Origin of the sequence: Priestia sp. YIM B13490, assembly GCF_042787735.1 — a bacterium.
GTDB lineage: Bacteria > Bacillota > Bacilli > Bacillales > Bacillaceae_H > Priestia > Priestia megaterium.
The window spans coordinates 57,104-69,571 of sequence record NZ_JBHZOT010000003.1; the positions used below are offsets into that span (position 1 = coordinate 57,104).

11 protein-coding genes are annotated in these 12,468 nt (G+C 37.7%); 10 read left to right on the forward strand and 1 reads right to left on the reverse strand.

What is annotated here, in order from left to right; all coding sequences use genetic code 11:
* The first annotated feature begins 174 nt into the window (after window positions 1-174).
* From xylA to ACFX4R_RS10260, 10 genes are all read left to right on the forward strand, one after another.
* A complete protein-coding gene (gene xylA, locus ACFX4R_RS10215) occupies window positions 175-1,512 on the forward strand; it encodes a xylose isomerase (RefSeq protein WP_162214056.1) in 1,338 nt (445 codons plus the stop codon).
* 58 nt (window positions 1,513-1,570) lie between these two features.
* Complete coding sequence (xylB, locus tag ACFX4R_RS10220; RefSeq protein WP_377569496.1) at window positions 1,571-3,073, forward strand: xylulokinase; 1,503 nt, start codon at window positions 1,571-1,573, stop codon at window positions 3,071-3,073.
* A 301-nt stretch (window positions 3,074-3,374) separates the two neighbouring features.
* The gene (gene xylE, locus ACFX4R_RS10225; protein ID WP_377569498.1) at window positions 3,375-4,802 is read left to right on the forward strand and encodes a D-xylose transporter XylE; all 1,428 of its coding nucleotides are present in this window, start codon (window positions 3,375-3,377) and stop codon (window positions 4,800-4,802) included.
* Window positions 4,803-5,000: 198 nt separating this feature from the next.
* On the forward strand, window positions 5,001-5,147 hold the full coding sequence (locus tag ACFX4R_RS10230) for a hypothetical protein (RefSeq protein WP_157842273.1): 147 nt from the start codon (window positions 5,001-5,003) through the stop codon (window positions 5,145-5,147).
* Window positions 5,148-5,530: 383 nt separating this feature from the next.
* The gene (locus ACFX4R_RS10235) at window positions 5,531-6,469 is read left to right on the forward strand and encodes a cytochrome c oxidase subunit II (protein WP_043982615.1); all 939 of its coding nucleotides are present in this window, start codon (window positions 5,531-5,533) and stop codon (window positions 6,467-6,469) included.
* Window positions 6,444-8,438 (forward strand): cytochrome aa3 quinol oxidase subunit I, encoded by a 1,995-nt coding sequence (gene qoxB, locus ACFX4R_RS10240; RefSeq protein ID WP_377569830.1) that lies wholly within the window; start codon window positions 6,444-6,446, stop codon window positions 8,436-8,438. The genes ACFX4R_RS10235 and qoxB overlap by 26 nt, the downstream gene beginning before the upstream one ends.
* A 1-nt stretch (window position 8,439) precedes the next feature.
* Window positions 8,440-9,039, forward strand: coding sequence for a cytochrome o ubiquinol oxidase subunit III (cyoC, locus tag ACFX4R_RS10245; RefSeq protein ID WP_043981922.1), 600 nt, complete (start codon window positions 8,440-8,442; stop codon window positions 9,037-9,039).
* Complete coding sequence (gene cyoD / locus ACFX4R_RS10250) at window positions 9,040-9,336, forward strand: cytochrome o ubiquinol oxidase subunit IV (RefSeq protein ID WP_043981923.1); 297 nt, start codon at window positions 9,040-9,042, stop codon at window positions 9,334-9,336. It abuts the gene before it with no gap.
* A gap of 147 nt (window positions 9,337-9,483) precedes the next feature.
* Window positions 9,484-9,978 (forward strand): universal stress protein, encoded by a 495-nt coding sequence (locus tag ACFX4R_RS10255; RefSeq protein ID WP_043981924.1) that lies wholly within the window; start codon window positions 9,484-9,486, stop codon window positions 9,976-9,978.
* Between the two features lie 349 nt (window positions 9,979-10,327).
* Window positions 10,328-11,212, forward strand: a complete 885-nt coding sequence (locus ACFX4R_RS10260; RefSeq protein ID WP_013056577.1) for an SDR family oxidoreductase — start codon at window positions 10,328-10,330, stop codon at window positions 11,210-11,212.
* 45 nt (window positions 11,213-11,257) lie between these two features.
* Here ACFX4R_RS10260 and ACFX4R_RS10265 read toward each other — a convergent pair whose 3' ends face one another.
* The gene (locus tag ACFX4R_RS10265) at window positions 11,258-12,160 is read right to left on the reverse strand and encodes a COX15/CtaA family protein (protein ID WP_043981926.1); all 903 of its coding nucleotides are present in this window, start codon (window positions 12,158-12,160) and stop codon (window positions 11,258-11,260) included.
* Window positions 12,161-12,468 lie beyond the last annotated feature (308 nt).

Genomic DNA, 12,468 nt, shown 5'->3' on the forward strand with positions numbered 1-12,468 from the left:
ATATTTAAAAGTATCATATCTAATATTATAACTAAATTTTCTAAAAAAAACATTGAAATAAACATTTATTTTGTATATGATGAAATAAAGTTAGTTTATTGGATAAACAAACTAACTGAATCAAGATAGTTAATGGATAAACTTGTTCACTTAAATCGAAGGGGGAAATGACAAATGGTCCAAACTAGTACTAATAAAATTAATTATTTTGAAAGCGCAAACAAAGTTTTATACGAAGGTAAAGATTCTAAAAATCCTTTAGCTTTTAAATACTATAATCCTGAAGAAGTAGTAGGCGGTAAAACAATGAAAGATCAGCTGCGTTTTTCTGTTGCTTACTGGCACACGTTTACAGCAGATGGTACGGATCCTTTTGGTGCAGCTACTATGCAAAGATCTTGGGATAGATATGATGGAATGGATTTAGCAAAAGCTAGAGTTGAGGCAGCTTTTCAACTTTTTGAAACATTAAATGTTCCATTCTTCGCATTTCATGATCGAGACATTGCTCCTGAGGGCAGTACGTTGCAAGAAACAAATAAAAATCTTGATGTTATCGTCACTATGATCAAAGAATATATGCAAACAAGTAACGTAAAGTTATTATGGAACACAGCGAATATGTTTACAAATCCCCGGTTCGTTCATGGTGCAGCTACTTCTTGTAATGCAGATGTATTTGCTTATGCGGCGGCTCAAGTAAAAAAGGGGCTTGAAACAGCAAAAGAATTAGGCGCAGAAAATTATGTATTCTGGGGCGGCCGTGAGGGATATGAAACACTGCTTAACACAAATTTACAGTTAGAGCTAGATAACTTAGCTAGATTTATGCATATGGCTGTAGATTACGCAACCGAAATTGGATATACGGGGCAGTTTTTAATTGAACCTAAACCTAAAGAACCTACGACACATCAGTATGATACCGATGCAGCAACAACTATTTCATTTTTAAGACAATACGGATTAGATAAATACTTCAAACTTAATCTAGAAGCTAACCACGCAACGTTAGCTGGGCATACATTTGAACACGAATTACGAGTAGCTAGAGTACAAGGCTTCTTAGGATCAGTGGATGCAAACCAAGGTGACCCTCTTTTAGGCTGGGATACAGATGAATTCCCAACGGATTTATATTCTACAACGCTAGCAATGTATGAAATCCTGCAAAATGGAGGGCTGGGAAGCGGAGGATTAAACTTTGATGCCAAAGTACGCAGAGGTTCTTTTGAACAAGACGATTTACTCTATGCTCATGTAGCAGGAATGGATGCGTTTGCTCGAGGATTGAAAGTAGCACATAAATTAGTAGAAGATCGTGTTTTCGAAAATGTTATCAACGAGCGCTACAGCAGCTTTAAAGAGGGAATTGGGCTTGAGATTGTGGAAGGAAAAGCTAACTTCCATACACTGGAGCAGTACGCGTTTAAAAATCCGAATATTATGAATAAATCAGGAAGACAAGAACGATTAAAGGCTATTTTAAATCAATATATTTTGGAAGTTTAAAAAACAAACGAGAGTAGAAACGATTTCTACTCTCGTTTATAAACGCGGAGGTATTAAGATGAAATATGTAATTGGAATTGATCTAGGAACAAGCGCCGTAAAAACGGTTTTAGTTGATACAAAAGGCAAGATTTGCGCTGTGGTTTCTAAGGATTATCCTCTCCTTCATGAAAAAACAGGGTATAGCGAACAGAATCCAGAAGAATGGGTTCAGCAGACGGCTAGTGCTTTAAGTGAATTAATTGCTAACGCTAATATAAAACCCGAAGATATAGAAGGAATTAGTTATTCTGGACAAATGCATGGCCTTGTGATGCTGGATGAAAACTATAACCTATTACGTAACGCCATTTTGTGGAATGACACAAGAACAACAGAACAATGTCATCATCTCTATAAAGTCATTGGAGAAAAACGTCTTTTAAAGATAACAAAAAACCAGGCTTTAGAAGGATTTACTCTTCCTAAGTTATTGTGGGTAAAAGAGTATGAACCGGCTATATTTGAAAAAGCAGCTGTATTTATGCTGCCTAAAGATTATTTACGCTTTAAAATGACCGGCTTTATTCATAGTGAATATTCAGATGCTGCCGGTACATTATTATTAAACATCAGCAAGAAAAAATGGGATGATGAGCTTTGCCAATTAACAGGAATCAATATTAATCTTTGTCCGCCACTAGTTGAATCTAGTGAATGCATAGGCAATATTAGTGAAGCGTTCTCTCAAAAAACGGGATTAGCCACTTCAACGAAAGTATTTGCAGGTGGAGCTGATAATGCTTGCGGAGCAATTGGCGCCGGCATTTTATCATCAGGGGAAACACTATGTAGCATTGGGACATCAGGTGTTGTTCTTTCTTATGAGGAACGAAGCGATAGAGACTTTGATGGAAAAGTCCATTATTTTAATCATGGAAAAGAAAATGCCTTTTATACGATGGGCGTTACGCTATCTGCGGGTCACAGTTTAAGCTGGTTTAAGGAAAATTTCGCAGAAAACGACACGTTTGAAGAATTGTTGGCTGACCTAAAAAATGTACCAATCGGATCAAACGGCCTTTTATTTACCCCTTACTTAGTTGGGGAACGTACACCGCATGCAGATGCTACGATTCGCGGAAGTTTTATAGGAATGGACGCCTCTCATAAAAAGAGAGACTTTACGCGAGCGGTTATTGAAGGTATTACGTTTTCTTTAAATGAGTCAATTGAAATCTTTCGAGAAAGCGGAAAGGAAATTACGTCTATTGTATCAATTGGCGGAGGAGCAAAAAATGATCATTGGCTTCAAATTCAAGCAGACGTTTTTAATGCAAAAATCGTAAAGTTGTCTACTGAACAAGGCCCAGCGTTAGGAGCAGCCATGCTAGCAGCTTATGGCTGTGGCTGGTATAACTCATTGGAAGAGTGTGCAAACGTATTTATTACCTCGTCGAAAACATATTATCCTAATGCAGAACATGTACAAGTCTATAAACAGCTTTATGAATTATATAAAGAAGTCTACCTTCAAACAAACGACTTAAGTAAAAAGCTAGGCGAATTTAAAAGGAAATAATAGGTTGCAAAATATGCAACCTTACTTTAAAAAGAAACTTCATATGAAAGTAGCTTGTATCAATTGATTATGGTTGTATATCGATATACCTAACACAAAAGGAAGTATAGAAAATGCTGTAGTAAGATTTGATTCACTAGAAAAATACGTACATTGGAGGGGAGGATAAGAGCAGTTAGTCGAATAGACGACGAAAATTTCTTTTGTGTTCCAAGAATTTGAAAACGTATTCAAATAAGTGCGAACTCAGTTAGAAATAGAACTTCTACTGTTACTTTTAACTAACTGCTTTTAACAACGCATGAAACAAAATCGAAACTCATTATATATTTTTTCTATTACCTTAGTTGCCGCTATCGGAGGGTTACTGTTTGGATATGATACAGCTGTAATATCTGGAGCTGAAGAATCATTAAAGGTGTATCTTATTGACAGCTTAGGGTTAGGATCTTTAGCACATGGTGTTACTGTATCAAGTGCTTTAATAGGATGTATTATTGGAGGATTGGTATCTGGTTATTTTGCGACGAAACTAGGACGCAAACAATCACTTATACTAGCAGCTATTCTTTTTATAGTCTCAGCGTTAGGCGCTTCTTATCCTGAGTTTTTATTTTTCACAAAAGGGGAACCGACACTCTCTTTGTTACTTGCTTTTAACTTCTACCGCATTATAGGTGGGATTGGTGTTGGCTTAGCATCAGCCATTTGTCCCATCTATATAGGAGAAATTGCACCGGCAGATATTCGCGGCAGATTGGTATCGTTCAATCAATTTATGATTATTTTTGGAATGTTAGTCGTTTACTTCGTGAATTGGGGTATTGCAAATGGGGAAACCTTAGAATGGATTAATGATGTAGGTTGGAGATACATGTTTGCTTCAGGAGCCATTCCAGCTTTACTCTTTGCAGCACTCTTGTTTTTAGTTCCTGAAACGCCTCGCTACTTAGCTATACAGAATCAAGATCAAAAAGCTTTAGCCATACTAACTAAAATTAATGGATCTTCAGAAGCGAAATCAATTTTAGAAGATATTAAACAAACAATTTCTACCAATGTTTCGTCTGAAAAATTATTGGCATATGGAAAATTAGTTATCGTTGTAGGTATACTGCTTTCTGTATTTCAACAGTTTGTAGGAATCAATGTAGCTCTATATTATGCTCCGCGTATTTTTGAAAGCATGGGAGCAGCTAAAGGTTCTTCTATGCTGCAAACTATTATTATGGGATTAGTAAACGTTATTTTTACAGTAATTGCAATTTTGACGGTTGATCGTTTGGGAAGAAAACCTTTATTAATAACAGGGTCTATCGGAATGGCCATTGGAATGTTCGGTGTAGCAAGCATGGCTTTTTCAAACATCATTGGTATAGGGACGCTTGTATTTATCATTATTTATACAGCTTCCTTTATGATGTCATGGGGACCAATTTGTTGGGTGCTCATTTCAGAGATTTTTCCTAATAAAATTAGAGGTCGTGCTGTAGCTATTGCCGTAGCTGCTCAGTGGGCGGCTAACTATTTTATTTCCTCTACATATCCCGTGATGATGGAATATAGCGGAGGATTAACATATGGTTTTTACGGTTTAATGAGTATACTTTCTGCTTTGTTTGTCTGGAAATTTGTTCCTGAAACAAAAGGTAAAACTCTCGAACAAATGGAAAATATGTGGAGAAAAAAACTAGGGCTTCAAAGAGTAAGAAGGCCATATAACCATTGAGCTTTTACTTAGAGAATAGATGAATATAAAAATTTCAAAAACACCTAAACTATCTTTAGGTGTTTTTAATATGTAAGCTTTATGAAGAAAGTGGATAGCTTTTTTAAAAAATATTGCTATAGTGATAAGTCTCTTTGAAAATAGAAATATAGTTTTCTTTATGAGGAGTGTTTCATCGTAAATATAAATAACGGTGCAATGAATTTACAAAAAATCTGGGGGTATCCGCTATATACGGAATATCCTAAAGAATTAAAGTATGATCATGCTTCCTGGGTTCCCGCGTATCAGAATCGGAAAATGATTGATTGGATGTTTCAGCAGGTCAAACAAGCAAATCAGTAAGTGTTAAAGCTCAATACTTCATCTAGTACTTATAAAAAACTCTTTCAGTTAATAAAAACTGGAAGAGTTTTTTTCTTTTATTAGGATAGTCACAAGGCACCTTTTATTCCCCACAATTACCCAAATATGTGACGAATTTATGGTAAAGCCATTTAAACTAGATAAAAAGCGCTTCAAGTGTGATGAATATCACACCTTTTAATGATACAACATGATAATTTTTTAGGAGTAAGCAATATGTCATGACAAACTTCAATATGTTAGGAGGTTATTAGCCTTTTGATCTGTTGAGATGCATCTCTAATATGCACGTTTATATACTATTATTATGTACAGAGATTTAGAAGAAGGGAGCCTGAGCTTAGGTGAGAAAGCAAAAATCAATGCATATTGGCAAGTTAATCATTCTCTCCGTATTCATCACAATTTTTTTAGCAGGCTGTGATAGTCGTTATTTGATTTTAAATCCGCAGGGGGCGGTGGCTCAAAAAGAATACCAGTTAATTATTTTTTCCATAATTTTATGCACAATTGTTGTTATTCCTGTTTTAGGTCTGCTTGTGTATATCGTTTTACGCTACCGTGATAAGCCTGGAAACAAGGCTTCGTATAGGCCAGACTGGGACGATAGTAAGCGTCTTGAATTTATTTGGTGGGGCATCCCCATTATTATTATTGGTATTTTAGGTTTCGCTACGGCCAAGACGACGTATGACTTAGTAGATCCGCCGAAAAAAGATGTAAAGCCGCTAACAATTGAAGTAACATCCCTTGACTGGAAATGGTTATTTCAATATCCGGATCAAAATATTGCGACAGTGAACTATGTCAACATTCCAAAAGATGTGCCCGTTCAATTCGTGCTAACGTCAGATGCACCTATGAATTCTTTTTGGGTACCGGAGCTGGGAGGACAATTATATACCATGCCGGGAATGGCAATGGGGCTTTGGCTGCAAGCTGATCACAAGGGAGAATATTTTGGTTCGGGTGCTAATTTTACGGGTGAAGGGTTCGCTCATATGAACTTTAAAGTTAAATCTACATCGACAAAAGAATTTAATCAATGGGTAAAGCAAGTGAAAGAAACATCACCAGCTTTAACAAAAGCTGATTATAGCAATCTTGCCCAACAAGGTCTTTCTCTAGAAAAATCGTATTCTACCATTCCTAAAGGCTTATTCCAAGAAATTGTCATTAAAAACGGTGGTCAATATTATAGTCAGCATCACCATATGAAAAATGAAGACATGAAGACTATGAATGTGGCTTCTGAAGAACAAGTACATGCACAGCATGAGCACCAGGAAGGAGGAAAATAAGTTGTTAGAAAAATTAAAAGATTTTTCATCTCATTTTTTTGTGACAGGAGAACCGATGATTTACGGAGCAGATGTCGCCATTTTATTAACATTAGCCGGTATTATTTTTGTTCTTACGTATCTTAAAAAATGGAAGTGGCTATGGCGTGAGTGGCTCACAACGGTGGATCATAAAAAAATTGGTATTATGTATATGCTTTCTTCATTATTAATGCTGTTTCGAGGCGGAGTAGATGCATTATTAATGCGTATGCAACTAGCATTCCCTCAGTGGCATTTTCTAGATTCTAATCATTACAACGAAATTTTTACTACGCACGGAACCATTATGATTCTATTTATGGCAATGCCGCTTATGTTTGCGTTCTTTAACATTGTTGTACCTCTTCAAATTGGAGCAAGGGATGTCGCCTATCCTTTTTTAAACGCGGTAAGCTTTTGGCTATTTTTCTTTGGCGCCATGCTTTTCAATTTGTCGTTTGTAATCGGCGGCTCGCCAGATGCAGGATGGTTGAGTTATCCTCCGCTTTCTGGCATGCAGTTCAGTCCTGGACCAGGTCAAGATTTTTATATTTGGGGCATTCAAATATCAGGTATTGGCAGCTTGGCTTCTGGAATTAATTTTATTATGACTATTTTAAAAATGCGTGCACCGGGCATGAAACTTATGCATATGCCCCTATTCACGTGGTCCGTTCTAGCAAGCTGTATTATTATCATTTTCGCGTTTCCTGTATTAACCGTAACGCTTGCTTTATTGTTTATTGACCGCTTCTTTGACGGACACTTATTTACTATGACCGGCGGAGGAAATCCGATGATGTACATTAACTTAATTTGGATGTGGGGACATCCTGAAGTGTATATCGTTGTACTTCCTGCATTCGGCATTTTTTCTGAAATCGTTGCAACGTTTTCTCAAAAGAAGATATTTGGCTATAAGTCTATGGTTTTTTCAATGATGATTATTAGCGTTCTATCGTATTTCACATGGGTACATCATTTCTTTACGATGGGTGCAGGTGCTAATGTGAATGTGTTTTTTGCTATTACGACGATGGCTATCGGAATTCCAACGGGTGTTAAAGTGTTCAACTGGTTATTTACGATGTTCCGCGGCCGTATTCAAATGACGCAGCCAATGCTATGGACAATTGCTTTTATCCCGTGTTTTGTTGTGGGAGGAGCAACGGGTGTTATGCTTTCAGCAGCTCCCGCAGACTATCAGTATCATAATAGCTACTTTTTAGTTGCACACTTTCACCAAGTGTTAATTGGAGGCGTTGTATTCGGCTTTTTTGCAGGTTTGTACTATTGGTGGCCAAAAATGTTTGGCTTTAAATTAAATGACCGTCTTGGTAAATGGGCGTTTTGGACATGGAATATTGGTTTTTATGTATGCTTCATGCCTCAATACGCATTAGGGTTTATGGGAATGACACGCCGTATTTATACGTACGACTTTGACATGGGATGGGGACCACTGAACGTTATCTCTACAGTCGGAGCTTTCTTTATGGGCATAGGGTTTATCTTTCAAGCATGGCAGATTCTTCATGGCATTAAGTACGGAGAACGAGATGTAACAGGGGATCCTTGGAATGGACGTACATTAGAATGGTCCATCCCTTCACCGCCGCCGCACTACAATTTTGCAGTGATTCCAACAGTAACGGGGCAAGATGCGTGGTGGACAATAAAAGAAGAAAGAAAAAAGAAAAAAGCGAAGGAAACAGCTGCTTTCTCTCCGATTCATATGCCTAAGAATTCAGGTATTCCATTTATCATGTCGGTTTTCTGGTTCATTGCTGGTTTTGGCTTAACGTTCCACTGGGTGTGGATGGCGATATTCGGTTTGACAGGAGTCGGAGCTTGTTTACTAGTTCGTTCTTTTCAATACAACTCGGACTATTATATTCCGGTGGATGAAATTCGACATACAGAAGATTCAGTAGGGAGGGTTGGCTGACATGGCTTATGCGACAGCGCACCACGAAGAACATCATGATGAACATGATGAAGGAATCAAAGTTATGGGTTTTTGGCTTTTCCTCGTAACGGACTGCATCCTATTTGGAGCATTATTTGCTACGTATGCCGTTCTTGTTAATCATACTGCGGGAGGCCTTACAGGAAAGGAATTTTTTGAAGTTCCAGGATTTGTTTCTGAAACGTTTATCTTATTAACGAGCAGCTTTACGAGCGGATTAGCTGTGCTGAGCATGCACAAGGGAAAAATAAAACCTTTAATTGGCTGGCTAATCGTAACTCTGCTCTTAGGTATGTGCTTTGTGGGCCTTGAAATTCATGAATTTCAAACAATGGTTCATGAAGGAGCAACCATTTCCACCAGCGCATTTTTTACAGCTTTCTATACGCTAGTTAGTACGCACGGGCTGCACGTTTCTGTCGGCATCATTTGGATGATTTCAATTACAATCCAATTAAAACGATATGGAATTACCTCTGTAACAAAGCGAAAAGTGACGATTATCAGCTTATACTGGCATTTTCTTGATGCTGTCTGGATCTTCCTTTACACGGTTGTGTATTTAATGGGGGTGATGTAGATGGAGAACCATGGATCGTTAAAAGCTTATACAATAGGATTTATTTTCTCGATTATTTTAACCGTTATTCCTCTGATGCTGGTATTAAACCATGTATTTTCTAAAAATATATTACTAGCTAGCATTCTAGGAATGGCCGTGCTTCAATTTTTCATTCAACTGTTTTTCTTCATGCATATCAAAGACGGAGAGAAGCCCCGCTATAATGTGATGGCTTTAATACTTGGAATCGTTTTTGTTATTACGATTGTAGCAGGATCGATTTGGATAATGACTTTTAACTCTCAAGTTCAATAAAAATGGAGCCGTGCACTACACACGGCTCCATTTTTATTAATTTCTATATATTGTGATAAAAATCACATACTTTCGTTTGCGCAAGAAGTAAAATAAAAGTGTAGCAAGGAAAGTTCTTTATAAACGAAAGACAAAGGAGAGATTATGATGAATATGGCTTATCGTAACATCCTCGTAGCAGTAGACGGTTCTGTAGAAGCAGAGTGGGCATTCAAAAAAGCAGTTAACAGTGCGAAAAAAAATAACGCTCATTTAATAGTTTGTCACGTTATCGACATACAGGCGTTAAGTCCATCACCTTATGCATTCTATACAGATACACGCTTTCAAGATGCAGAGAAATTTGCTGAAGAACTTTTGACCAACTATAGTAACCTAGCTCTTAAGGCTGGAGTAACGAAAGTCGAGACATTAATTGAACACGGTTCTCCTAAAACAAAAATATCTAAAAAAATTGCTCCCGATAAGCACGTTGATTTAATTATATGCGGTGCGACGGGGCTAAACGCCGTAGAGCGCATTTTAATCGGAAGCGTATCTCAGCATATTTTACGCTATGCCAAATGTGATGTGTTAATTGTTCGCACTCCTAAAGAAGCCGAAGAAGAATCAAAGCCTTTACAAGTGGAACTAACAGAGTAGCAGAACAGAAGAAAAAGAACGCTTATTGTTCACAGTAAAATACAAAGCTCTCACCATTTATTTAAAGAGGGGGGGATAAATGTATCTTAGTTAAAAGAAGATCTGAACGAGGAATCGAGATTCTTAATAAAGAATTCGACTCGTTCGGATTTTTTTATTGTGATGGTAAACGTAGATTTCAGGTATGCAGCTGTTTTTAGCTGTTGATTGAAGGGGAAAGGTAATGAAAGAAAAGTGAGGATAATAGAGCACATCAAGCATGTTTACTAAAGAAGAGGACGGGAAGAACAAGTATATAGAAAACTTTTCCTTAGTTGGTTAAGGATTCATTCATAAAGGAGTGACGAATATGTCAAAACTAAATAATCCATTAACTCAATATTTCCATGAAGACTATCCAAAACAGTATCAAGAACCGCCCGGTGTACAAAAAGAAATGAACGTCATCCCGGACTGCGGGGAAAACAGTTACATAGGTGCAGGTAAATTAAAAGGCAGAAAAGCTCTTGTGACGGGCGGAGATTCAGGTATTGGCCGGGCAGCAGCGATTGCTTACGCAAGAGAAGGTGCAGACGTTGCGCTTAATTACTTGCCACAAGAGCAAGCAGATGCAGAAGAAGTACAAAAGCTTATTGAAGCAGAAGGAAGAAAAGCCGTTCTCATACCTGGTGATGTAGGCGAAGAATCTTTTTGCAAAGAGCTAGTAGAAAAAGCTTATAAAGAATTAGATGGTTTAGATGTTCTAGCGCTCGTAGCTGGCAAACAGCAGGCAGTAGAAGATATTGCTGATTTAGAAACGGACCAACTGCGCAAAACCTTTGAAGTAAATGTATTCTCTTTATATTGGACCGTAAAAGCAGCGCTGCCTTATTTACCGGCAGGTGCTTCTATTATTACAACAAGTTCTGTACAAGGCTATAGCCCAAGTCCTAATTTATTAGACTATGCAGCTACAAAGTTTGCCATTAACGGATTCACTCGCGGACTAGCCAAGCAATTAGCTCCAAAAGGTATTCGCGTCAACTCCGTTGCTCCAGGACCTATCTGGACGCCGCTGCAAATTTCTGGAGGGCAGCCAAGCGACGCTATTCCAGGCTTTGGACAAGATACACCGTTGCAGCGTGCTGGTCAGCCAGTAGAGTTGGCAAATGTATACGTATTTTTAGCTTCAACGGATGCAAGCTACGTAACAGCTCAAGTTTACGGGATTACAGGCGGAATAGAACTAGCTTAACTCAAAAAAACACGTGCAGTTATGAACTGCACGTGTTTTTTTGAGTTATCGTCTTTTACCTTTTAAAGTCTGTACACAAATGTAGCTAAGCGTAGCGAATAACGCTGTAATAAATGCTGAGTGAGACAGTGTAGCAAAGACATTTAAACGAGACATGACAACAAAGATACCGCTGAATACTTGAGCAATGGTTAAAGCAACCGCAATGATGGACGCGTAATAAATATCACGGCGGGTTTCTTTGTACTGTTTGATGGCAGATACCATAATCCAAATGATAAGAACAAACAGTACAAGAGCAGCAAATCGGTGGGCAAAATGAATACCTGTTGTTCCTGAAAGTTTTGGAATAAGCGTATTGCCATAACAAGCAGGAAAGCTTGTACATGCTAAGCTTGCACCTTTGTGACGCACATATGCACCTAAATAAATATCGCAATAGGTAAATATAAGCGTAAACCATGCGAGCCCTTTAAATTTGCCTGTGACCGCTCCTTTAATAAAATGATCCGAACGGTCTTTTTGAATAACAAACATGGAAAGCAAAAATACGCCGGTAAACGCAATAAGCGAAAGACCGAAATGCAGTGCTAGCGCTTCAGCTGACTGAGGCCAGATAACTGCAGAAGCCCCGAGTAATGACTCAATAACGATAAATGCAATACTCAGAATCGCTAAAATTTTCACTTCACGGTTTCTGCGGTAACGAATCCAAGCCCAAATAGAAAATGCTAAAACGAGAAGACCTGCAAATGCGGTAATCAAACGATGCGTATATTCAATCATTGTTGCTACCGCGTATTCGGGTATTAACTGCCCGTTACACAGCGGCCACTCGTTTCCGCACCCTAATCCAGATCCTGTGGTTGTGACCAGACTGCCGGCAATCATTAAAATAAACATAACAATCGTTGTAAATATAGCTGTTATTTTAAATAAATTTCTCATACGTTGACTCCCTTTGCTGAGTTACTAATTATGACTATAGATTTGATGAATACGATAGTCAAGTAGTAGAGCGTAATTAACAAATAACTGTCACAAACTTGCACATGTTCCCCTTGAAATTTATGTCAGAAAAGCTTTCTTCATTAAACTTTGTAATGGTTTTTTCCTTTTAAACGATGTAAATATGGTTCCATACATAAGATATAAAAAAATTATATTAGTGATTTTATACAATTTGCAAAAAAAACTTTAGAGAGAATGGAGATACAATCATATTCCAAAAGTGATAATATAAATATAAATTAAAC

What these genes read in the sequence shown, in the direction of transcription:
- xylA (WP_162214056.1), top strand. Translation starts at nt 175, where the DNA reads ATGGTCCAAACTAGTACTAATAAAATTAATTATTTTGAAAGCGCAAAC.
- xylB (WP_377569496.1), top strand. Translation starts at nt 1,571, where the DNA reads ATGAAATATGTAATTGGAATTGATCTAGGAACAAGCGCCGTAAAAACG.
- xylE (WP_377569498.1), top strand. Translation starts at nt 3,375, where the DNA reads ATGAAACAAAATCGAAACTCATTATATATTTTTTCTATTACCTTAGTT.
- ACFX4R_RS10230 (WP_157842273.1), top strand. Translation starts at nt 5,001, where the DNA reads ATGAATTTACAAAAAATCTGGGGGTATCCGCTATATACGGAATATCCT.
- ACFX4R_RS10235 (WP_043982615.1), top strand. Translation starts at nt 5,531, where the DNA reads ATGCATATTGGCAAGTTAATCATTCTCTCCGTATTCATCACAATTTTT.
- qoxB (WP_377569830.1), top strand. Translation starts at nt 6,444, where the DNA reads ATGAGCACCAGGAAGGAGGAAAATAAGTTGTTAGAAAAATTAAAAGAT.
- cyoC (WP_043981922.1), top strand. Translation starts at nt 8,440, where the DNA reads ATGGCTTATGCGACAGCGCACCACGAAGAACATCATGATGAACATGAT.
- cyoD (WP_043981923.1), top strand. Translation starts at nt 9,040, where the DNA reads ATGGAGAACCATGGATCGTTAAAAGCTTATACAATAGGATTTATTTTC.
- ACFX4R_RS10255 (WP_043981924.1), top strand. Translation starts at nt 9,484, where the DNA reads ATGAATATGGCTTATCGTAACATCCTCGTAGCAGTAGACGGTTCTGTA.
- ACFX4R_RS10260 (WP_013056577.1), top strand. Translation starts at nt 10,328, where the DNA reads ATGTCAAAACTAAATAATCCATTAACTCAATATTTCCATGAAGACTAT.
- ACFX4R_RS10265 (WP_043981926.1), bottom strand. Translation starts at nt 12,160, where the DNA reads ATGAGAAATTTATTTAAAATAACAGCTATATTTACAACGATTGTTATG.